Genomic DNA, 22,076 nt, shown 5'->3' with positions numbered 1-22,076 from the left:
CCCAATTTTCATCTACTGAAATTGTATAAACTTTCTACCTTGATTCTATCAGCGCAAATATAACTCACCAGTATTTTATTAAGATGATGATCAGTCATTCAAAATCATTGATAGCAGTAAATTGTTTGGGGTTTTAGGGGTAGAATTTTAAAGAACAGATTTTACCATCCCAACATATCCGGCGTTTCACTGTAATAATGATAGCAAACAACATCCGGAAACTGCTCGTGAATATAATTCAGATAATTGCTCCATCTTGGTTTGAGAAAACTCAAATAAGGCCTCTCAAATTTCTGCTGTGAATACCAATCTCTGCTTTTATAAACTCCTTTGTTTACTTCGTTGAGGATGTTGTAATAGGTTTGGATTTTCCGGTAAAACAGACATTGTAATTTTATTTGAATAACGGGAGTAGGGCTGAGAATTGAAAGTTCTTTGTGCTTTTCAATGAAGCTCAAATATTTTTCACATCTCTCAATTTTTTCTGTAAAACAATCTGTGACAGAGGAGTCTGGATCGAGGCATTTTTGAAAGGATTCATTCATTTCTTTCAACAGTGATTCAAGGTTGTTTTTGTTCAAGCTCGTCCAAAAAAAACACTTTGCATTTTTTTCTTGTAGAAAATTAGTGGTGTAAATTTCATAAATAATCTGTTTAATTTTATAAAAATTACTGTACTCACCTTCGATCATGAATTCATCACTGCAGTTGTTTAGAATTGTAACGGCTTGTATTTTTTGTGGCGGCCACTCATAGAATGTGTGATAACGATCCTCCGCACGCACCAGAGTGAATTTCCCTTCATTAGACCATAAACAAAAGTCAACTTTCCGGTAGAGTGTTGTCATCCATTCCATAAACTGAAAAAGTTGGGATAAGGTCAAATTGCTATCAGGTACGATGTGATAAAGTGGTTGTGCGTTTTCGTTTTGGGTAAAATGGTAGATGATTTCAGCGTTTTCTTGTGATGGCTTTCCGGCATAGGTATTGTCATTTATTTTTTCTAAAAGAGTCATTTCAGATTGCAGAAAAATAATTCCGTTTGCCGGTTTTAAATTCAAGGTGTTCCACACGGGATACCCGTATGTCAATGACGGCGGATGAATATTAAATTCCTTAGCCGTTTGTACATACGGGTTCATGCTCCCATGTGCACGGGCATAGGTAATCAAAACAATCATAAGCACCCGTGTTGATTTTGCGATCATGATCATACCGTTACAAAAATCAAACCGCATTGCGCAATAAAATTCTTTGGTGAGTATCATTGATTTAACAGTTCAAAAATTGATGTGAAGTGAAAATGAGACTGTCATAGATTAACGAATCTTTAAATTTCTTTAGAGTGTGATGTTGCGCATGTTTTTGCATTATCCTTATTACCCCATTAACATTGTTTTGATACAACCTTAGTATAGGGTTTTATTTCAGGTAAATCTACTCGGGTACATTTGGTTCAACAAACCAATAAGTTATGGCAGTAATAGGAACAGTTCTGAAAACCACGGCAAAATACGCATATAAATTAAATAATTTATTGAGTAAGCCGGGGCACATTGCTCAAGAGAAGCAGTTGAGAAAACTTTTGACAAAAGCTCGCAATACTGAATTTGGAAAAATGTACAAGTTTGATGAAATATTGGCAAGCAATCATTTGATGGATGAGTTCAGAGAACAAGTACCGGTTTTTGATTATGATTATATGTTTAAAAAATTCTGGTACAAAACATTGAACGGACAACCAAATGTATCATGGCCCGGATTCATTCGTAATTTTGCCTTGACATCCGGAACCACAGGGGCATCAAGCAAGCGTATACCTGTTTCATCTCAAATGGTGCAAAGTATTCGCAAGGCAAGTATCAAACAAATTCTCTCAACTTCAAAAATTGAATTGGATTCAGATTTTTATGCAAAGGATATTTTATTTTTGGGAGGTAGCACACAACTAACTAAAATCAACGAACAGTTTGAAGGTGATTTAAGTGGTATCATTACCGGAAAAGTGCCTGCATGGTTCAGTCCTTTTTCTAAACCTGAGAAAAGAATTCGTGCACTGAATAATTGGGGAGAAAAAATTGAGGAAATTGTAAAGCATGCTCCTGAATATGATTTGGGTGCAATATGTGGGGTGCCCGCCTGGGTTGAAATTCTGCTTGAAAGAATTATGGATCATTATGGTTTAGATTCTATTTTTCAGATTTGGCCAAACCTTAAAATATTTGTACACGGCGGTGTTTCATTTGAACCGTATATGACACGCTTCAATAAATTGTTTGATAACCGGGTGATTTATCTTGATACTTATCTTGCTTCTGAAGGATTCTTTGCTTATCAACCTGCTGATTCTGATTCGCTCGAATTGCTGTTGAGTAATGATGTGTATTATGAATTTATTCCATTCAACGAAGAGTGTTTTGACAGTGACGGCAACCTGATCAATTACAATCACAGTTTAACCATTGATGAAGTCGTAGAAGATGTTGATTACGCCTTGCTGGTCACCACCAGTTCAGGAGCATTCAGATATTTAATTGGTGATACGATTCGCTTTAAAGATGTAGAAAAATTTAAGTTCAAAATAACCGGACGAACGAAACATTTTTTAAGTATTTGTGGTGAACATCTGTCTGTAGATAATATGACTGAAGCGTTGACAAAAGTTTCATTTGAACAGCAAATTGAGATTAGAGAGTTTGCGGTTCGTGGGGTTAGAACTGAAGGTGGCAATGAACACATTTGGTATATAGCCTGTGATCAAAAAATTAATACTGAACATTTACTAACGCTCATAGATGAATACTTGTGCCAACTGAATGATGATTATCGCACAGAGCGCAGTTATGCTCTCAATAAAGTGACCATGAAATGTTTGCCGTCAAAAGTGTTTTATGATTTTATGGAGATGAAGGGAATGTACGGTTCACAGTATAAATTCCCGCGTGTGCTCAAAGGTAAAATGGGTGATGATTGGGCAGAATATACCGCCTTACTTGAACCAAAAAGACATCCATGGTTTTTGATTGGTTGAGAAATTTTGATGGTACATGGCAGCCGTATTCAAATTATTTTGACCCGCCGGGTGTATACATGGTAATTCCATTTTGATTGTATGCATTGATCATTGTTTCAAGAAAACCGTGCGCATCTGCAAGCAAACATTCTGCTTCTCCGATTTTAACTTTTTGCATAACGCCTTCCTTTTCAAACAGGGGAATTAATTCATCACATTTTCTTTTTTTAGAAAATTCAGGATTATGCACTTTTGTTTTTACACCATGTTTTTTTCCTGACGGGTCAGTAATTTCAACTTCAAAAATTTCATTTGCATACACTGGGAATTTGAAATCTACTGCATCTTCAAGGGTATGTAAATTAGTGCCGGCCATAGTCAAAGTAACGCCAACATAAAGAAGTTTGCCTTTTTGATCAGATACTCTGTAAAACGGGCTTTGGCTGTTGTATGGAGTTAGTTGATTGAAATGATCTTTGATAAAATAATGCGCATTTTTTCCCCATGCAGATACGGGTTCAGTTGGATGCCAGCTGCGCAAAACACCGGGAAGAGTTCTAAAATATTCTGTAATTTTTCCGGTGGCTGACGGGGTTTTCAGTACATCAAATTGTTTGTTCGCTTTGATAAAATCATATTGAAACACCGCGTTGGGAGAGGTTGGCATGAGCAAGGTTCCTTCCTCTGTGATTACGCTCATCAAGGCATCAACAAAAGTTTTGGCTCCGTTTTCAAGATATCCGATACGACTAAGACTGGAATGAACAAGTACAATATCACCTGCTTTAATACCGACTTTGTGCAAATCATTTTCCAAGTTTTGTTGTGTGATGATGTTGCCTGATTTTGCCTTATCAGCAAGCGTTTTGTTGCGGTTTAATTTTTTTCTTTTCCTATTCCATTCAAGCAATGGAGCAGGGGTGATGTTGCGAACAAAATCTTTCAGACTCATTTGCTGACAAACTTATACGTGATGGTTCCGGTTTGAACTGCGGGAGCTGAATCACTGTAATTAAAGCGTGAACGTTTTGCGTATTTAATAGATTGCTCTATCATACATTCTGTTGCGTTAGATGAACCGGATGGTAAATACGTAACATCACGCACGGAGCCATTTTTATCCACTTTAATTTCAAGCATCACGGTGCCGGCTGAATTACAGGTGTAACCCGGTTTTTCAAGCGCATGGGCTTTTCTGTCTTTCAAATCAAAAGATGCCATCACATCTCCGGCAAATGATTTATTGCCGTCAGTATCTATTGATTTGTCAACGTTATTTTGATTTTGTTTGTTCTGCTGTTTGTCTTTTTGTTGAATGTCTAAGGATGATTCATTGGATTTATTTCCACCATCACCATGTGTGGATGCCCATTCATCAAAATATTGTTGTTCTAGTGCTTTGGTGTTGTTGTACACCTGTTCATCCATATCCTGCGTTGAAAAATTATCGTATGATTTGTCTCTTGAATCATTGGCATCACTGGTGACGTTATAAACATCTTGATTCTGGTTCTGTGCATTTTGTTTGTCTTCCAACATCTTCATGATCTCAGGATCAATCGGCATGTCTTCTATTGGAATATCAAGAGGTAATACCGGTTCCTCCACACGAAACGGTCTTTTCACAGTAACAAAATTGGAATAAATGACAAAGGCTACATGCAGCAACACAGTACCCAGTATAGCGAACTTATATTTTTCAATAAAGTTTAATACCATTTATTCGTCTTCTTTTTTCAAAAATTGATTAGTACTCAAGTTGTAATAAAAAAGATCACTTCCTCTTTCTAACTTTACGACTGAAGCGCTGATTGGTTCAATTTTTATATAAACAAAGTTAAGCAAAGTATCGCCTTGAAGAGTCATTAAGCCAAAATTCCCAAGGCTTTTGGCAATAATTAACGTATCATTCAAAAACGTGATTTCTTCATATACCGGGTTGATTACATAGACCCCCGCCTTGTTAATGATGCCTGAAAATGGTTCGCTGCCTGCAATTGCGTAATTGCCATTAAATGAAAAAGCATGCGTAAAAGTAAACGGAATGGCTTGTGCCCCTGTTGGATAAACATATCCCCATTTGCCTGATTTTTCAACTGCCATGACCGCTGCATAATCTCCCAATTTTTCTTTTGGTTGTGCAAATAATTTTTTACCGGTAGTGTCAATTAAATTATATTTTCCATCTTGCTGTATTAAGGCGTAATTATTCGTGAACATGGCAAGTTGACGATATTCTGAAAAAGGATTTAACCAAACTTGCAGTAAAATATTTCCATCGCGGTTAATGTAATTGTACATACCATCTTTTTCTACAATTGCACGATTGTTTGAAAATGGTCCAACATAATCATAACTAAAATTCAGCAGCGTATCTCCTTGTATTGAAATGATACCGTAGTAGTCATCAAACATGGCAAGATACCAGTCATGTTCATATTGTCGCAATTCCTGATATTTCATGGGAATAAACGTGGTACCAAAGGGATCAATCAAACCATAATTTTCATTCTGTGCAACAATAGCTTTACCGTTAATAAAATCATTTGCATCCGAGAATCTAGGCTGAATGCGAACCACCCCTTTGTTGTCAAAATATCCGTAAAGTGAATCTTTCAGAAAATATGTGAGGCCATTATTTAAATTGCCCAGATCGTCATATTGAGCTGCAATAATGAATTCTCCATTGCGATTAATCATTCCCAATTTGCCGTTAAACTCAACAATGGCATGTCCTTCATGAAATGGCAAGGCATCGTCAAATATTGGCTGAATAAAAATTTGACCGGTCTTGTTAATGTAACCGTATTGTCCGTTTATTTTAACCACAGCAAGACCTTCACTAAATTCATCTGCATCTTCAAATTTTGGATCAATGAAATGTTGGCCATCTTCACTTACATAGCCCCAACCATCTGTCGTTTTGAAAGGGAAGTAGGTTGTGTTAGAAAGTAGAATTTCACGTTCAATTTCTTCCATATAAGGGAACTCAGGAAAATTGGTTGCAAATGATTCTATACTGGTGGTTGAATAAGAATTTTGTTGAACATGACTATTGTACATCTTGCGCCATGCTGAAGCTACATTGTGATTGTCCGGATTGTCTTCAATGAATTTCTCATACGCCTGTACTGAGCCTGTGCCGGTATATAGTTCAAAAATTTTGTCTTCTGCATCCGTGCGATATGGGCTGTTAGGGAATCTGCGCACAAAATCAATATAGGAAATCAAGGTATTGGATGCGGTATTTTCTAGATACAATTGCTGTTCATATCTTGCTAGCGCTGATTCAGTAAAAACAGAGGTTGGATAAGAGGTTGCAAATTCTTGATATTGTTCACTGGTATTGAATTTACATGCCTGACTGAAACGAATACTATCACGTAAATAAACAGCCGAATCAACATGTTCACTCCAATAATTATTTGCGATAAAATTATCCATAGCATCTGCTGTTCTGATTTTACAAGCAATTCTGTAAAGTGCAGTAGACACCAAGTCACGCTGATGTAAAACAGAAAGACTATCAGCCCCTAATAGATTGAACCGCTCTTTTTCTTTGGCGGTGAGAGATGAGTAGCCATTTGCAGATATCACGATGTATCGAAAAGCAGAGTCCAAATTGTGAAAAGGGTTGTCTTGTCTATAATAGATGATACTTAGACCATAGGCAGCCGGTACCGGCATTTTCTTAATTGATTTTTCAAAAATCTGTTTGGCTTCAAAATAATTATATATCTCCAATGCCCCGAAACCTTTTTCAATCTTGCCCGCTGATGCCGACAACGAACAAAATATAATAAAAAATATACTGAGCAAGATGGACTTCATTACGTGCAAAATTAGCCAAATTCAGTTTCAGAATTTTTTTAGTTGTAATCAAATTCTCTGCCTTACTTTGCAATGGTCACATGGATTTCATTTCTGCCCAAACGAAAATTGCCTTAACTCACATCCATGTCGTGAAGTAAAACAACTGTTTTTACTCCGGTTTTGCGGTGGCCATAAAATTTTATTTGATTGATAACCACCGTGCAATCAAAAAATAGTGCAGAAAAATAAAGGGGTTACACAATAAATTAGAATTGCGGATGTTATTGTAATACCTTATACTTGTAAATTTGCAACCTTTGTTTTGAGCCGTTAATGGTTAAAATTGCCGATCGAATACTGTTTTATTTAATTTTGAAACCTGTGTCATACATGCCTTTGGGGCTATTGTATGCTATGTCGTCGGTGGTTGCTTTTCTCACTTATTATCTTGTTAGATACCGTCGCAAAGTGGTCAGACGCAATCTCACAGCGGCTTTTCCTGAAAAAACTATTGCAGAAATTACTGCAATTGAAAAAGGATTTTATCTGCACTTCACTGATTTTATCATGGAAAGCATTAAAGCCATTAGCATTTCTGAAAGGCAATTATCAAAACGTACTTCAATAAAAAATCCTGAACTGCTTGAGAAATACTACGCAGCCGGTAAAAACATTCTGGTTACTTGTGGGCATTATAACAATTGGGAATTCTATGCATTGAGTTTACCAAGAATGACACAGTACAAAACCTATTCAGTTTATCAACCATTAAAAAATACTTTCTACGATAAAATTCTGTACAATTCACGGGTGCGGAACGGCATGAAGCTTATACGCACCAAAGAGTTGATTCCTTTTTTCTCTGTTCCTTCTACTGAGCGCCGAATGGTGGTTATTGTGAATGATCAGTCACCTTCAAATATTCAAACAGCGCATTGGAATACCTTTTTGAACCAACCAACCGGCTGGAATATTGGACCTGAAAAGCTGGCGCGCAAATACGACTACGCTGTTTTGTTTGGTTATTCACGCAGAATTAGGCGTGGAGTTTACGAAGTAGAGTTTTCAGTTCTTTCTGAAAATCCAACGGCTATGCCTGAAGGAGCAATTACGGATGTCTACTCTCAAATTCTTGAAAAATTGATCACTGAAAAACCTCAATTCTGGCTTTGGTCACACAAAAGATGGAAACATCCACAGCCTTTGAAGCATGAAAAACCTGTAGTGGTTAGTCAGCAAATTGCATCATGAGCACCATTCCGTTAGCAGAACGAATGCGTCCGCAAACGCTTGCGGATTATATCGGTCAGCAACATATTCTTGGAATTGACAGCGGGTTGCGCAAAGCAATAGCATCCGGAAATATTCCTTCCATGATTTTATGGGGCCCACCCGGTGTAGGAAAAACAACCCTGGCACAAATTATTGCCAATACCGTTAAGCGACCTTTCTACGCACTGAGTGCAATTAATTCAGGAGTAAAAGATATTCGTGAAATCATTGAGAAGGTAAATACCGCCGGTTTATTTGGCAACGGGAATGCCATTTTATTCATTGATGAAATTCATCGGTTCAGTAAATCACAACAGGATTCATTATTGGGTGCCGTTGAAAAAGGCTTGATTACCTTGATTGGCGCAACTACTGAAAACCCATCGTTTGAAGTTATTTCAGCGCTTTTATCGAGATGCCAAGTGTATACCTTACAGCATCATACCAAAGATGAATTGATACAACTCATGCAGCGTGCATTAGATCAAGATGTGATTCTTTCCAAAAAGAAAATTGAATTGAATGAAACATCTGCCTTGCTGCAGATATCAGGTGGGGATGCCAGAAAACTATTGAACGCGCTTGACTTGGTGATATCACAGCATGATGAACCTATTGTGCTTACAAATGAAATGGTGACCAAAACCATTCAGGAAAATTTGCCGAATTATGATAAGGATGGAGAGATGCATTACGATATTATTTCTGCATTCATTAAATCTATTCGCGGTTCAGACCCTAATGCAGCCATTTATTGGTTAGCACGAATGATTGAAGGAGGTGAAGATCCAAAATTTATTGCGCGACGTCTAGTTATTCTGGCTGCTGAAGATATTGGTCTTGCTAATCCAAATGGAATTCTGATGGCCAATGCGGCGTTTCAGGCAATTGATGTGATTGGTTGGCCTGAAGGCAGAATTGTTTTGGCGCAATGTGTCATTTATTTAGCTACTTCTCCAAAAGGCAATGCAGCTTACATGGCAATCAATCAAGCACAGGATATCGTGAGAAAAACAGGAAATTTATCGGTGCCATTACCTTTGAGAAATGCGCCAACCAAGTTGATGAAAGATTTGGGTTATGGAGCAGAATACAAATACTCTCACAGCTACGCCAATAATTTTATTCAACAAGAATTTTTACCGGAAGAATTAAAAGGAAAAAATTTTTACAACTGTGGAAGCTCACAGCGCGAAAAAGAAATTTGGCAAACTATTAAAAATCTTTGGGGAGATAAGTACGAGGCTGACAAATAAGGTTAACTATTTCCCGCTTCTCAAAAATGCGTTTTCACGCCAGATACCTTTTGATTTAGTACCGTCAGCGTAAACCATCACACCGTATCCGTCACATAAATTATTTTTAAAATAGCCTTTGTATTTTTCTCCGGTACCCCATTTGAATTTTCCTTTTCCTGTGCGCACTTCTTCAACCCAATCTCCTTTGTAAAAATCACCATTGGTCCAGTAATGTTCACCTTTACCGTGCATTTTATCATCTTTCCACTCTCCTTTATAAACTTCTCCCGTTCCCCATCTCATTTCACCTTTTCCATTTCTCATGTCATTTGCCCACTGGCCATAATACCTTGCCCCATCAGTCCAAGTAAAAGTTCCTTTTCCATTTTTATCATCGTCTTTCCACTGTCCGTAATAAGTATTGCCATACGCATCGGTGTATCTTCCAAGACCGCACATTTTATCTTCAACCCAAGCACCTTTATAGATTCCACCATCAGTCCAGGTATAAGTGCCTTCACCATTGCGGCGGTCGTTTTTCCATTCTCCAACATAGACATCTCCTTTGGCAAAATTTAAAGTACCTGTTCCGGTGCGCTCACCATTCACCCAATTACCTTCATAATATGCTCCGTCAGACCACCAATATTTTCCATGACCGGTGCGTTGTCCTTTTACCCATAAACCTTCATAAACTGCACCATCAACCCATTTCATTTTCCCTTCACCGTGTTGAATTCCATCTTGCCACTGTCCTTCGTAAATATCTCCATCAGCCCAGATATAAATACCATAACCATTAATCAGCCCGTCAGAAACTGAACCTAGGTATTTGTCTCCATTGTCAAAATAGGTGGTGTCGTTTTGTGCATGCAAATGAATGACAGCAAACAAAAGAATTATAAAGAGCAAGGAAATTTTTTTCATGCCATGAGATATTTAATTATAAATACAATTTAATTAAGTTGAATCTATTTGAAAATTATTTTGCTGCCAAACCGCATAAGTGAAAAAGTACACGAGCACCTACATTTCCATTCCAATCACTTTCTCCGGGGGCAACTTCATTCAAATCAAAACCAATAATTTCTTTACCGCTCTCTTTTAAAACATTGAAGAGATGCATGCCTTCTTCATACTCCAAACCGCCGGCAACCGGTGTTCCGGTATTTGGACAAAGTTTTGGATCAAAGCCGTCAATGTCTACTGAAACAAATACTTTCTGAGGCAATTGTGCAACAATTTCATGACATAATTGATCCCAATTTTTTCCTTTGAAAATACTTTTTCTCACTTCACGATCAAAGTAAGTGAAAACTCTGTTTCCCTGACTGAGTGCATAGTTTTTTTCTTCTTCACAATAATCACGGATGCCAACCTGAACTAATTTTTTTATTTGCGGAACCAATTGCAACGCATTGTAAAAGATAGAAGCGTGTGAATACGTGAAGCCTTCGTAAGCTTTGCGCAAATCATAATGTGCATCTAAAACCAGTACACCAAATTCGCTGTTTTTTTCTCCCAGATATTGCAAGTAACCGAGTGGTGTGCTGTGATCGCCACCTATTAAGCCAACTGTTTTTCCTTTTTCTTTCCAATAGGCAGAACGCTCTTTCACCCAGCTAATCATTTTCTCACATCCGATATTCACCACTTTGTATGAAATTTTTAATGAGGGATCATTTTCAACATCTATTCCTTTTCCAATGGCCTCAATTATTTTTTCAGCTTCAGGGCGAAGTGACTCACTCAATGTGATCAAGTCTTGCGGAATTTCATCCATGTAAATTCCTTTTTTCCATAATTCAGGAAAATCATGATGATATAAATCTACTTGCATGGATGCATCAAATACTGCTTGCGGTCCGGCTGCTGTTCCGCCTCCATAGCTTACCGTAACTTCCCACGGAACGGGAATGATAATGATTTGAGATTCGTCTGCCGAAAAAGGCAAACCAAAAATACCGGCAGATTCTAGTGCCGCTGAGTTAGGATTAAATTCGTTTGACATGTGGTTCGTTTTGTTGGTGCAAAGGTAAGGATTTAGGTGTTAGGGATTAGGACTTAGGGGTTAGGGGAAAAAATGGTCAACGTATTTCAGGCGTCATGCTAGTTCGCAGGTGTTGGGGATTAGGACTTAGGTGTTAGGGGAAAAATGGTCAATGTATTTCAGGCGTCATGCTAGTTCGTAGGTGTTGGGGATTAGGACCTTGGTGTTAGGAAAAAATGGTCAATGTATTTCAGGCGTCATGCTAGTTCGTAGGTGTTGGGGATTAGGACTTAGGGGTTAGGGAAAAATGGTCAATGTATTTCAGGCGTCATGCTAGTTCGTAGGTGTTGGGGATTAGGACTTAGGGATTAGGAAAAATGGTCAATGTATTTCAGGCGTCATGCTAGTTCGTAGGTGTTGGGGATTAGGACTTAGGGGTTAGGGAAAAATGGTCAACGTATTTCAGGCGTCATGCTAGTTCGCAGGTGTTGGGGATTAGGACTTAGGTGTTAGGGGAAAAATGGTCAATGTATTTCAGGCGTCATGCTAGTTCGTAGGTGTTGGGGATTAGGACCTGGGTGTTAGGGAAAAAATGGTCAATGTATTTCAGGCGTCATGCTAGTTCGTAGGTGTTGGGGATTAGGACTTAGGGGTTAGGGAAAAAATGGTCAATGTATTTCAGGCGTCATGCTAGTTCGTAGGTGTTGGGGATTAGGACTTAGGGGTTAGGGAAAAATGGTCAATGTATTTCAGGCGTCATGCTAGTTCGTAGGTGTTGGGGATTAGGACTTAGGGGTTAGGGAAAAATGGTCAACGTATTTCAGGCGTCATGCTAGTTCGTAGGTGTTGGGGATTAGGACTTAGGTGTTAGGGAAAAATGGTCAACGTATTTCAGGCGTCATGCTAGTTCGTATGTGTTGGGGATTAGGACTTAGGGGTTAGGGAAAAATGGTCAACGTATTTCAGGCGTCATGCTAGTTCGTAGGTGTTAGGGATTAGGACTTAGGGGTTAGGGAAAAATGGTCAACGTATTTCAGGCGTCATGCTAGTTCGTAGGTGTTGGGGATTAGGACTTAGGGGTTAGGGAAAAATGGTCAATGTATTTCAGGCGTCATGCTAGTTCGTAGGTGTTGGGGATTAGGACTTAGGGGTTAGGGAAAAATGGTCAATGTATTTCAGGCGTCATGCTAGTTCGTAGGTGTTGGGGATTAGGACTTAGGGGTTAGGAAAAAAATGGTCAATGTATTTCAGGCGTCATGCTAGTTCGTAGGTGTTGGGGATTAGGACTTAGGGGTTAGGGAAAAAATGGTCAATGTATTCAATGCCTCAATTCTATGTCCTAATAACTAATCCCTAATAGCTAACCCCTAAGTCCTAACCCCTAAGTCCTAACCCCTAAAGTCCTTAGCAAACAAAGCCACTGCTTCAATGTGAGCGGTGTGTGGAAACTGATCAACCAGAGAAATTTTTTCTAATTGATATCCGGCATCAAGCAAAGTTTTAGCATCACGTGCCTGGGTTGATGGATTACATGAGATGTAGACGATTTGATTAGCACCCAATTCAATTACGCGATTGAGTGTTTTAGGCGCAATTCCTGCGCGAGGAGGATCCAACACTATGGTGTGAATTTTACCGTTGAACTCAGGATGGTGTTGTAAAAATTTTCCGGCGTCTTCAGCAAAAAAACGAATGTTCGGAATATTATTTCGTTTTGCGTTTCGTTTTGCATCTTCTATGGCTTGCTCCACTATATCAACGCCAACAACATGCACATGATCTAATCGCGATGCAATGACCTGACCAATGGTGCCGGTACCACAGAATAAATCAAGCAATAAACTTCCTTCAGGTTTAGATTGTGCAACCACGTAATCAATTGCCTTGTTGTATAATAATTCCGCACTTTTGGGATTGGTTTGAAAAAAACTTTCCATGCTGATTTCAAACTCAAGTCCTAAAATTTTTTCTGTTACAACAGGTTTCCCAAATAATAATTGATTTTCTCCATTTTCAATTTTAGACCGATCTGCAACATCATCATTCACTGTATGCTGTAAGCCTGCTAAACGACTACCCAATAATTGTTGCATGAATTGTGAAAATGACGCGCGCTCAAATTGTTCAATACCCTGTGATGAGGTGACAAGATTTATTAGCAATTGATTTTGATCAAACGATTTGCGCACAACTAAATGTCTATAGAATCCAAGTTTTTTTGGTGGATGCCATGCAGGAAGTTTTGTGTTGAATAAATACAGTCTGATTTCTTTCAGTTTTGTTTCAAGCTCTTGATCAAAAAGACCAGATTCTTGGTCAAGATTTTCTACTTTCCACCAGGTGCCTCGTGTTTTAAAACCCAAGGCAAAGGCATCATCTTCTTCTTCACCGGTAATTAAATCTTGCCGAATGGAAGAGAAGGAGTATTCCATTTTATTCCGGTAATTAAAATCAGCCGGTGAGGCAATATACTCATCAAAAATTGAATCAATATTTTTTATTCCGCCAATGCGGATGTATTGATCAAGGGTAGAAATTTTTTTGTACTCTCGTTGCTTTTCAATGGGCAGAAAAATATATGGTGCGCCTGATACCGGTTGATAAGGTAAATCGCTGCGTTCATCTTTAGACTTACGCAGTACTTCAAGTAATTTTCCTTCGGCAAAATTTTTTCTTTTTTTTGCGATACGTGTTTTAACAAGTTGACCTGGAATAGCATTCTCTACAAACACAATGAAATTACCTTCAGCGGTTTCAACTTTACCAATACCCATACCGCCAAAAGCATAGCCTGTAATTTCAATTTCTATGACATCTGCTCTTTTCATTAATTCAGATTTTTTTGATGCATCACGCGGTTAAATTCGTTCCAGTTTGGTTCATTAGGTGCCGGGGCGTTTATCACAATTTCTTCTTTAGAAACCGGATGAATGAATACAACTTTTTGTGCATGCAAATGAATTGAACCATCTGGATTTGAGCGTCGTGCACCGTATTTTAAATCTCCTTTTATCACGCATCCAATGGCTGATAATTGCACTCTAATTTGATGATGTCTGCCGGTGATTGGTTCAATACGAATAAAAAAGTAATGATTTGATTTTCCCTCGTAATAATAATTCAACTCAGCTTTTTTACTGTCTTTTATTTCTGTGGCGTGCGGATAACTTTTGTTCTGTTTTTCGTTGCGTGTGAGATAATGAATCAATGTTCCTTGCTGCGTAGGTGGTGGATTTTCAGTAACAGCCCAATAAGTTTTTTGAATTTCTTTGGTTTGAAACATTTTATTCAAACGCTCCAATGCTTTACTGGTGCGTGCAAACAGAACAATACCTGTTGTTGGCCGGTCAATGCGATGCACCGTGCCGAGAAAAACATCGCCCGGCTTTTTATATTTCTCTTTGATATAGGCTTTGACATCATCACCCAGCGTGCGGTCACCGGTTTTATCTCCTTGTACAATGTCACCGCCTTTTTTATTTACTGCTATGATGTGATTGTCTTCGTAAAGAATTTCCAATGACATGTGCTAATACTGTTCGTTCTCATTTGGAAAATTACGGCTGCGCACATCTGCAATATATTGTTTGAATGATTTGAGCATTTCATTGTGCAGATTATTGTATTTGCGCAAAAATCGGGGATTGAATTCATTGTTGATACCAAGCATATCATGACTTACCAATACCTGACCATCAACACCTGAACCTGCACCAATACCAATCACGGGAATTTTAATTTCCTGTGAGACAGTAGCTGCAAGTTTTGCAGGAATTTTTTCAAGCACCAAGGCAAAACATCCGGCTGCCTCTAAAATTTTTGCATCTTCAATTAATACTCTCGCTTCTTCTTCCTCTTTCGCACGAACACTGTATGTGCCAAATTTATAAATGGATTGTGGCGTTAATCCCAAATGTCCCATTACCGGAATACCGGCTGTAAGAATACGCTCAACGGATTCTTTGATTTCACGTCCGCCTTCTAATTTCACAGCGTGAGCTCCTGCTTCTTTCATGATGCGAATTGCACTGTCAAGTGCTGACCGCGAATTTCCCTGGTATGATCCGAATGGAAGATCTACCACAACTAGTGCCCTGTTAATTGCTCTGATAACGGATGCCGCGTGATAAATCATTTGATCCAGCGTAATAGGCAAAGTGGTTTCATGACCCGCCATCACATTGGATGCTGAATCTCCAACAAGTATCACATCAATACCCGCTTCATCCAGAATGCGCGCCATGGAATAATCATACCCTGTGAGCATTGAAATTTTTTCACCCTTGAATTTCATTTCAAGCAAGGTGTGCGTGGTCACTTTTTTAACATCACTATGAACTGACATAAAATTGATTTTGGCCCAAAGGTAGGTATTCAGGTTTATTATTGGGTGTTTTTTTGGTGTATGCTCGTACTATAAAGATGAGGAAGCTACTTAAGTATCATTAACCCACACCAAGTACTTGGCGTTTGCCATTGTTGATTTAAGAGCTTTTGTTCTCTGCTTGCTGTGATATTTTTTTGCAAATGTGATTGCCTTGTTTTTTATTTATTTAAAACTCATTCTCTTGATTAATGAGTTCTCAAATAAACGATCAGGGCATGATAATTATGAAAAGCCATGAAAAAAATTATTACTGAAAAAAATATCCAGCGGTTAAATGGCAAATTAAATAAATAGGAATTTCCAATTAATCCAATTCCCGCCAGCCATAATATTGGCGTATATGCAGGAGCCATGAAACCTATGATATGATTGCTCCACCAACTTTCAGGGAAATATATCAAGAAAATCCAAGAGGCAAAGTAAAAGATTGTCCCAACTAAATATAATATCAACCCCTTCTTCTGTGTATGAGTTAAAATATTTAAAGGCATCAGAAATGTTAGAATGAACACCATGATCCTTGAAATATTTTCTCCATAAGTCAAATAATTTGGGATGTCATTCCAAAATACTTCAGGCTGAAAATCCTTGGGTAGTTTGTTCGTTAAGACAATGTTCCAAATTAAAATAGGTATTGTCAACAGGAAACAATTAAGCAAATATTTTTTGAATAAGCTTTGCTTCATCGTCAAGGTTTATAATATTTTATTAGCCAAATAAAACTTATTAAATATAGAAATCGCTGTGAAATTCCTTGGTAATTTTTAAATAGTCCAAAGCTTGCTGAAAGGGCAATTACAAGGATAAAGAAGGTAAGGTGAACATATTTTAAATTATTATCAGCCGAAAAAATTATTTGCGTTAAAATGCCAACACTAAATGCCACGCCGGCTGATTGTGCAAGAATAGAATGGATTGTTGATTGTGTTTCAGAATAAGTATCAAGATCAGAAAATGGTTTGCTACAGAATACACCCGTTAAGGCGATACAAAGTCCATAAAATAATAATGGGGCTGTCCGCCATGTCAATCCGTTGAATAAAATACCCGCTGATAATGTCAGTCCAAAAGCTAAAAAGCCAAACTGCATGATATACTTTCTGTCATAACCTTGCGACCCCAAGTCGCTGATTGTATTTTTTGTCCAGTCGTAGTTATTGGTTGCAAAAATGTGAGCAAGTACAATTGCCAACAAGAACATTATTGTTGAGATGATATTGTAATTGCTTTTTAAATAATCCATAGTTCTGTTGTATATTTATACGCTCAACTCTACACTGTGCGAATTACAATTTGTCAGTCGGTGATTACGATTTTGAATGTTGCGATTACCTGATTGTCTTGTGTCAACCTTGCGAAATACAGCCCGCTTGCGAGATTTTCGCGAGAGAGAATGACTGTCTGCCCGTTGATGTTTTTTATTTCTTTTACTGTCTGTCCGTTAACGTTCACTATATAGAGCGCTGCGTTTTGCAACTGGTCCGATGTCCACAGAGTTGTCTGCAAGGAAAATGGGTTAGGGAAAATGGAGGTATTCGTTTGATTATTTTCTTCATTGCCGGAAAAATATCCACTAAAGCAAAGACTGTCTTGAATGAAAGTTGCGCTTATTACTGTGCCATTGTTAGAGCCAGAAGTAGCATCAATAATTGTAGAACCGCTACCCTCATTCATTTTCCAGTAGCCGACAAGTCCAGTTTCATTTGCAGGCGTTAGCCAGTAACACATTTTAGATTGTATTTCTGTCTGAGATAATGAGCGGTTCCAAAAACGGAGTTCGTCAATTTGTCCATTGTAATTGCGGACAAAAGCATCACCCCAAGTTCCAATTGCGGTAATTTCTCCGCTTGATGGGATTGGATTGGTGCATGTAGGGTCGGTTTGGCTTTGTAAAATTCCGTTTATGTAAAGTTTCATTCCTGTGCTTTCATCAATTGTTCCGCAAACGTGATACCAGGTGCCAGCATCCCAAAAAATGTCATTGGTTTTTATTTCGTGAAGGACACCATGGTCACGCACAAAATAAATTGCCCCAACCAACCTGTCCATTCCCCTCTTATAAGCCATATTCATTGCTCTTATAACTAAGGGTCTGTTCCAGGTGTTTATATTGGGCTTGAACCAAAATTCAATACTGCGGATATTACTTCCAAAGGCATTGCCTAAATCAACATAATTATTGCCACCGTTGAAGTTTAAAACATAATTTGTCGTCTGGGCATTTGTCAAGTTAAAAACCGTTGTCAGTCCAATACAAATTGCTGAGATGAGTAAATGCTTTTTCATTCTTATCATTTTTAATTGTTAGGAATGTCGGAAACCATTATTAGTACCACCAAAATAACGCAATAATTTTATTATTTCTATTTTGTAACGTGTCTTAAGTTGATTTATTTCGACTTGGCATAAACAGGATACCCATATTATGTACTTCACGAGTTCAAAGTAGTATTGTAACCATGGTGAATTTTTAATGGATTGAAGATGCGTTTGGTAAGCAGTCAAATTATCCCAATATTTCTTTGGATATAAATAGATTAAAGAATGATTATGAAGTAGTGTTAATAGCACGGTTCCGGCTAGAACAAAGATTATATACATCAGAAGTTTTTCTATGCTGGTTTTGGATGCTTTTTTAATTTTATTTTTTACAAATCGCGCTACAAAAGGAACGCTGATTAGTAGAACAAGCAATTCAGTGCATCGTGTGTATAACTCAATATTTTTAGGTTCTGTACCGACGGAAATATAAATTTCACGCATAAACATACCGAAAGTCCAAATGGTTTCGGCTATTGCAATGTAGAGAATTATTCCTGTACGGACTAAAAGCAGTGGGTCAGTCGGTAAATGATTGTTGCCTGTCCGCGTTGTATCAGAAGTCATGGGTACACTTAAAAAATTAACCTATAGAATGCATTAATCTATTTCACCGACACCACAACACGTATTTTTTGCCAGTACAAAAATACATTTGGTGATTCTATTTTTCTCTCAACTTCTCACGGAAAAATCACCCCACGATAAGATCCAATCTGCGCAAGCGGAATGTTAGATCCGTAATGCTCGTTGATCACCTTGATAAATTCGTTGGCTGCTATAGCATACCCGCGTGGATTCAGGTGTACACCATCTAATGAAAAAGCGCCACCGCCAATATATTCAGGTGAAATGCCTATGCCTTCAAGCATGATGCCGGGTTTTATTCTGTCAAGAAAATCATACATGTCAACTACAGGATATCCAAAACTTGCTGCTGATGCTTTAATGGCATTATTGAATTCAATCGTTCTGTTTTGACAAGCAATCACTTCATTTTTATCAAGCACACGACCATTGGTCAGGGGATTGGTTTCTGAGCTTCCTGCGCCTGCTTCAATATCATCAGATGCGGTAAGTAGAATCAAATCTTCATCAGTTGCAACACGCGTTTGTACAACGCCTCCATTGCCATCTCCTTCTTCAATCCAAACATCTGCATAACCATAATCTTCTTTGATACCTGCTACGGTAAATGTATTGAAGTAAGGTATTACCGTTACATCAGGAATTGTTGCGCAAACACCTTGTGCACCAATTGAACTGAATGCAGTGAGTACAGAATCATATTTCTGTCTAAATGCAACCGGATCAGAAAGATTTCCATATTGAATTACACCAAGTCCTAAAAGGGTACCGTCAATTTCTGTAGGTATTCCGCCTGATGTAGCGTAGCCTAACACATCATTATCACCAAGCCAGCTGGTGAAAAAAGTTGCTTCACTGTTGCGTATATGATCAATGTATTGAATAGGTGTTCCGCCAATGAGCATATGTGGGTTTCCACCAAAATCCATAAAGCGCGCAAACGGATTTCCCGGCACTTCATAATCAATAAACGGTGGAATTTGTAATGAAAATCCTCCCAAAATTCCGTTGTTTACAATCATCTCTTCATCATTCAGTGCAACACATTGCATCAACGTAATGCCTGAAATTCCCAAATTATTATACTTGATTGATTTCATAGAAGTGCCCCAGTCAGCCCATGATGCGTCTTCTTCAGTTGGCGTACCAAGGGTATCACCCGGTGAAATGACTTCAATTTCTCCATTGATATATTCAAGATGCATATAGCCTGAACCGTTAGCATTTAACATTGGTTGCTCAAAATCATCCATGTCATTTTGCACCAAATTCATTTGTCGTGCTATAATAGCAGGGTATGAATTTTCTTGCCCTTCTTCAAATACACCACCGTCTTGATATCCTTGTGTGAGCGAATTTCCAACGGCAATATAATGGGTGAAATCTGCTTCACCGTTTGTGCGCTCTACTTCTGCAAATTCTGTTTTACGACATGATACACTGCCAGCAATGATTGTCGCAATAAATAAATAGTGTGAATTTTTCATGGTCGTTTTTTTAAAATTTTATAGTTGCACTAAAAGTTATTACATCTGCAACGCGGTGATATTTTGCTGTAAATCCTGCATCAGTTAAATCTGATTCGCGCTCAGCATCCTGATGTATCCATGCAATGTCAAAACCAACGTGATCTTTAATCATCATTCCAAATCCAAAAGTTGGTACAAATTGAGTTTGATCAGGCAGTTCAGGACTCACGAACCCATCTTGAATTGGAGTGATATCGTAGTATCCACCTAGGCGAAAAAAGAACATGTCATTCAACGCGTATTCAAGTCCAAAACGATGTGTTGGTGTATTTTTCCATGCTTTGGTAGTTTTTGAATCAGGCGTGTCTGTATTGTCAAAATCAAATGCAAGCGTATCATAAGATGACCATCCGGTGTAATTAAAATCATACACCAGAGTTAGTTTATTTTTATCATTGATTTTATATTGTGCAGATATTCCTGTTGTGATTACAGATGGTAATTTCAACTCACCGGTAAAAGCAGTTGATGTTGGGAAAGTGCCTTGTAATGAAACCGGAATATCAGAAAATTCTGCTTGACCACTTTTTAGTGAAAGGGTTTGTCCACTGCGGTATGAGGCGCCAAATGTAATGCGGTAATGATCATTGTCAAGCAGGGTTGAAAAGATACCTACATTGAATCCGTACGTTGTGCCTTTCCCTGATAATTTTGCTTTTCCGTAATCAAATTCTGTTGAACCAACGGGTACAGCTTTTTCAATCGCAAAATTTCCGGTGGTGTACATAAAGCCGGCGCCAATGCTGATGTAGTCATGAATTTTATAAGCTACTGTTGGTTGAAACGTGAATGTTTTCAATGAGATATTTTGTACAATAAATCGTCCTTCCCAGTCGTCATCAAAAGATGATGAAGAGCCAAATTGATTGTTGATGCTCAGACCGGCGTATAAATTTTCTATGATTTCTCCGCCATAATAAAAGTGAATGGGGGTAGAATTAGGTGAGGTTTGATTGATATTGTCAGTTGATGGAGTTTGTAAAGAAACCAGAGGCATAATATAGGAGCCGCCAAAAGTAAAATTATGCCCTTTGAGATTGCACATTCCGCCGGGATTGAAAAATACTGATTCTGTTCCCCACGAGAACCCAGTGTTAGCACCTCCCAAACCTAGTGATCTTGCGCTTTGAACATTGAGCTGGAAACCGCCGGCAAATAGCTGACTGGCTCCGAAGGTGAGCATAATACAACTTAATAATTTTTTCATTGTGTTTTATGTTTTTGCAAATAACCTGAATTTTGAGACTTAATCAATTCTTGTAAAGTTTTTATTCTCCCAGACAATTCTGCTATTTAATTGAGTTTGCACTAATTTAGTAAAATATTTATAACATGAAATAAATATACCCTGAGACATTCGAATTGTGCAGGTGCAGGCCACGAATTGCGTAGGCGCAGGTCACGACCTGCGCCTACGCAAAAAAAATTAACCAAACTATGATTCCATCAACAAGAAAAGTCCTCGTACTGGGCGCAAGCACAAATCCTGAAAGATATTCCAATAAGGCCATTCACTTATTACTTGATTGCGGATTTGAAGTATTTGCCATTGGTAATAAAACCGGGCAGGTGAGAGGAGTAGAAATTTCAAAGGAAAAAATTTATCCAACATCAATGGATACAGTTACTTTATATCTCAGCGCAAAAAATCAAACGGAGTGGATGGATTATATTATGTCACTCAAACCGATCAGAGTAGTTTTCAATCCGGGAGCTGAAAATCCTGCTTTTGAAAAATTACTCAGAGAGCATCAAATTCAAACAGAAGAGGCGTGTACATTGGTAATGCTTCGGTTGGGGGTGTTTTGAGAAAAATGTTTTGAATTAAATTTGGTAGATTGCTGTGTATAGTTTCCGAAAGGTGGAAGCGTCCCGTGCCTAACTTAAAAGTCCCCTTTATAACACCCCTTGTTTGTTAATAATTCAT

Annotated in this window: 19 protein-coding genes; 4 read left to right on the top strand and 15 right to left on the bottom strand. The window is 38.2% G+C overall.

Features of this window, described 5'->3' with window-relative positions:
* Window positions 1–161 precede the first annotated feature (161 nt).
* Entirely contained in the window at window positions 162–1,181 is a 1,020-nt protein-coding gene (locus IPH66_08930; GenBank protein MBK7129471.1) for a hypothetical protein, read from the bottom strand.
* Window positions 1,182–1,474: 293 nt separating this feature from the next.
* Here IPH66_08930 and IPH66_08925 point away from each other — a divergent pair, with 293 nt between their 5' ends.
* Window positions 1,475–3,031 carry a GH3 auxin-responsive promoter family protein gene (locus IPH66_08925; protein ID MBK7129470.1) on the top strand — a complete coding sequence of 519 codons (1,557 nt, stop codon included), beginning with the start codon at window positions 1,475–1,477 and terminating at the stop codon, window positions 3,029–3,031.
* 34 nt (window positions 3,032–3,065) lie between these two features.
* On the opposite strand, the gene IPH66_08920 is transcribed toward IPH66_08925, so the two are convergent.
* The 3 genes from IPH66_08920 to IPH66_08910 form a co-directional block, all read right to left on the bottom strand.
* Window positions 3,066–3,965 carry an AAC(3) family N-acetyltransferase gene (locus IPH66_08920; protein MBK7129469.1) on the bottom strand — a complete coding sequence of 300 codons (900 nt, stop codon included), beginning with the start codon at window positions 3,963–3,965 and terminating at the stop codon, window positions 3,066–3,068.
* Complete coding sequence (locus tag IPH66_08915; GenBank protein ID MBK7129468.1) at window positions 3,962–4,639, bottom strand: hypothetical protein; 678 nt, start codon at window positions 4,637–4,639, stop codon at window positions 3,962–3,964. The genes IPH66_08920 and IPH66_08915 overlap by 4 nt, the downstream gene beginning before the upstream one ends.
* Before the next feature lie 93 nt (window positions 4,640–4,732).
* Window positions 4,733–6,844: a WG repeat-containing protein gene (locus IPH66_08910; protein MBK7129467.1), complete on the bottom strand. Its 2,112-nt coding sequence runs from the start codon at window positions 6,842–6,844 to the stop codon at window positions 4,733–4,735.
* Between the two features lie 363 nt (window positions 6,845–7,207).
* Between IPH66_08910 and IPH66_08905 the strand changes: the two genes are divergently transcribed.
* Together IPH66_08905 and IPH66_08900 are read left to right on the top strand one after the other, a co-directional pair.
* Window positions 7,208–8,077 carry a lysophospholipid acyltransferase family protein gene (locus IPH66_08905; protein MBK7129466.1) on the top strand — a complete coding sequence of 290 codons (870 nt, stop codon included), beginning with the start codon at window positions 7,208–7,210 and terminating at the stop codon, window positions 8,075–8,077.
* Window positions 8,074–9,354 carry a replication-associated recombination protein A gene (locus IPH66_08900; protein ID MBK7129465.1) on the top strand — a complete coding sequence of 427 codons (1,281 nt, stop codon included), beginning with the start codon at window positions 8,074–8,076 and terminating at the stop codon, window positions 9,352–9,354. Before IPH66_08905 ends, IPH66_08900 begins: the two co-directional genes overlap by 4 nt.
* 6 nt (window positions 9,355–9,360) lie before the next feature.
* Here the strand turns inward: IPH66_08900 and IPH66_08895 are convergent, their stop codons facing one another.
* From IPH66_08895 to IPH66_08845, 11 genes are all read right to left on the bottom strand, one after another.
* Window positions 9,361–10,263 carry a hypothetical protein gene (locus IPH66_08895; protein MBK7129464.1) on the bottom strand — a complete coding sequence of 301 codons (903 nt, stop codon included), beginning with the start codon at window positions 10,261–10,263 and terminating at the stop codon, window positions 9,361–9,363.
* 55 nt (window positions 10,264–10,318) lie between these two features.
* Window positions 10,319–11,347, bottom strand: a complete 1,029-nt coding sequence (locus IPH66_08890; GenBank protein MBK7129463.1) for an agmatinase family protein — start codon at window positions 11,345–11,347, stop codon at window positions 10,319–10,321.
* 1,367 nt (window positions 11,348–12,714) lie between these two features.
* Window positions 12,715–14,154: a 23S rRNA (uracil(1939)-C(5))-methyltransferase RlmD gene (gene rlmD, locus IPH66_08885; GenBank protein MBK7129462.1), complete on the bottom strand. Its 1,440-nt coding sequence runs from the start codon at window positions 14,152–14,154 to the stop codon at window positions 12,715–12,717.
* Window positions 14,154–14,852, bottom strand: coding sequence for an RNA pseudouridine synthase (locus IPH66_08880; protein ID MBK7129461.1), 699 nt, complete (start codon window positions 14,850–14,852; stop codon window positions 14,154–14,156). The genes rlmD and IPH66_08880 overlap by 1 nt, the downstream gene beginning before the upstream one ends.
* A gap of 3 nt (window positions 14,853–14,855) precedes the next feature.
* Window positions 14,856–15,671 (bottom strand): 3-methyl-2-oxobutanoate hydroxymethyltransferase, encoded by an 816-nt coding sequence (gene panB / locus IPH66_08875; protein MBK7129460.1) that lies wholly within the window; start codon window positions 15,669–15,671, stop codon window positions 14,856–14,858.
* 227 nt (window positions 15,672–15,898) lie between these two features.
* Complete coding sequence (locus IPH66_08870; protein ID MBK7129459.1) at window positions 15,899–16,399, bottom strand: hypothetical protein; 501 nt, start codon at window positions 16,397–16,399, stop codon at window positions 15,899–15,901.
* A gap of 2 nt (window positions 16,400–16,401) precedes the next feature.
* Window positions 16,402–16,956, bottom strand: a complete 555-nt coding sequence (locus IPH66_08865) for a DUF998 domain-containing protein (protein MBK7129458.1) — start codon at window positions 16,954–16,956, stop codon at window positions 16,402–16,404.
* Between the two features lie 53 nt (window positions 16,957–17,009).
* Window positions 17,010–17,999 (bottom strand): T9SS type A sorting domain-containing protein, encoded by a 990-nt coding sequence (locus IPH66_08860; GenBank protein MBK7129457.1) that lies wholly within the window; start codon window positions 17,997–17,999, stop codon window positions 17,010–17,012.
* An 18-nt stretch (window positions 18,000–18,017) separates the two neighbouring features.
* The gene (locus tag IPH66_08855) at window positions 18,018–18,599 is read right to left on the bottom strand and encodes a hypothetical protein (protein ID MBK7129456.1); all 582 of its coding nucleotides are present in this window, start codon (window positions 18,597–18,599) and stop codon (window positions 18,018–18,020) included.
* 116 nt (window positions 18,600–18,715) lie between these two features.
* A complete protein-coding gene (locus IPH66_08850) occupies window positions 18,716–20,107 on the bottom strand; it encodes a hypothetical protein (GenBank protein MBK7129455.1) in 1,392 nt (463 codons plus the stop codon).
* 10 nt (window positions 20,108–20,117) lie between these two features.
* The gene (locus tag IPH66_08845; protein MBK7129454.1) at window positions 20,118–21,356 is read right to left on the bottom strand and encodes an outer membrane protein transport protein; all 1,239 of its coding nucleotides are present in this window, start codon (window positions 21,354–21,356) and stop codon (window positions 20,118–20,120) included.
* A 230-nt stretch (window positions 21,357–21,586) separates the two neighbouring features.
* On the opposite strand from IPH66_08845, the gene IPH66_08840 reads away from it, so the two are divergent.
* Window positions 21,587–21,958, top strand: a complete 372-nt coding sequence (locus IPH66_08840; GenBank protein ID MBK7129453.1) for a CoA-binding protein — start codon at window positions 21,587–21,589, stop codon at window positions 21,956–21,958.
* The last annotated feature ends 118 nt before the right edge of the window (window positions 21,959–22,076 follow it).

It is taken from the genome of Crocinitomicaceae bacterium (genome assembly GCA_016708105.1).
Lineage (GTDB): Bacteria > Bacteroidota > Bacteroidia > Flavobacteriales_D > Crocinitomicaceae > JADJGJ01.
This window is presented reverse-complemented; position numbering and strand designations above follow the sequence as displayed.

What these genes read in the sequence shown, in the direction of transcription:
- IPH66_08930 (MBK7129471.1), bottom strand. Translation starts at nt 1,181, where the DNA reads ATGATTGTTTTGATTACCTATGCCCGTGCACATGGGAGCATGAACCCG.
- IPH66_08925 (MBK7129470.1), top strand. Translation starts at nt 1,475, where the DNA reads ATGGCAGTAATAGGAACAGTTCTGAAAACCACGGCAAAATACGCATAT.
- IPH66_08920 (MBK7129469.1), bottom strand. Translation starts at nt 3,965, where the DNA reads ATGAGTCTGAAAGATTTTGTTCGCAACATCACCCCTGCTCCATTGCTT.
- IPH66_08910 (MBK7129467.1), bottom strand. Translation starts at nt 6,844, where the DNA reads ATGAAGTCCATCTTGCTCAGTATATTTTTTATTATATTTTGTTCGTTG.
- IPH66_08900 (MBK7129465.1), top strand. Translation starts at nt 8,074, where the DNA reads ATGAGCACCATTCCGTTAGCAGAACGAATGCGTCCGCAAACGCTTGCG.
- IPH66_08895 (MBK7129464.1), bottom strand. Translation starts at nt 10,263, where the DNA reads ATGAAAAAAATTTCCTTGCTCTTTATAATTCTTTTGTTTGCTGTCATT.
- IPH66_08890 (MBK7129463.1), bottom strand. Translation starts at nt 11,347, where the DNA reads ATGTCAAACGAATTTAATCCTAACTCAGCGGCACTAGAATCTGCCGGT.
- rlmD (MBK7129462.1), bottom strand. Translation starts at nt 14,154, where the DNA reads ATGAAAAGAGCAGATGTCATAGAAATTGAAATTACAGGCTATGCTTTT.
- IPH66_08880 (MBK7129461.1), bottom strand. Translation starts at nt 14,852, where the DNA reads ATGTCATTGGAAATTCTTTACGAAGACAATCACATCATAGCAGTAAAT.
- panB (MBK7129460.1), bottom strand. Translation starts at nt 15,671, where the DNA reads ATGTCAGTTCATAGTGATGTTAAAAAAGTGACCACGCACACCTTGCTT.
- IPH66_08870 (MBK7129459.1), bottom strand. Translation starts at nt 16,399, where the DNA reads ATGAAGCAAAGCTTATTCAAAAAATATTTGCTTAATTGTTTCCTGTTG.
- IPH66_08865 (MBK7129458.1), bottom strand. Translation starts at nt 16,956, where the DNA reads ATGGATTATTTAAAAAGCAATTACAATATCATCTCAACAATAATGTTC.
- IPH66_08860 (MBK7129457.1), bottom strand. Translation starts at nt 17,999, where the DNA reads ATGAAAAAGCATTTACTCATCTCAGCAATTTGTATTGGACTGACAACG.
- IPH66_08855 (MBK7129456.1), bottom strand. Translation starts at nt 18,599, where the DNA reads ATGACTTCTGATACAACGCGGACAGGCAACAATCATTTACCGACTGAC.
- IPH66_08850 (MBK7129455.1), bottom strand. Translation starts at nt 20,107, where the DNA reads ATGAAAAATTCACACTATTTATTTATTGCGACAATCATTGCTGGCAGT.
- IPH66_08845 (MBK7129454.1), bottom strand. Translation starts at nt 21,356, where the DNA reads ATGAAAAAATTATTAAGTTGTATTATGCTCACCTTCGGAGCCAGTCAG.
- IPH66_08840 (MBK7129453.1), top strand. Translation starts at nt 21,587, where the DNA reads ATGATTCCATCAACAAGAAAAGTCCTCGTACTGGGCGCAAGCACAAAT.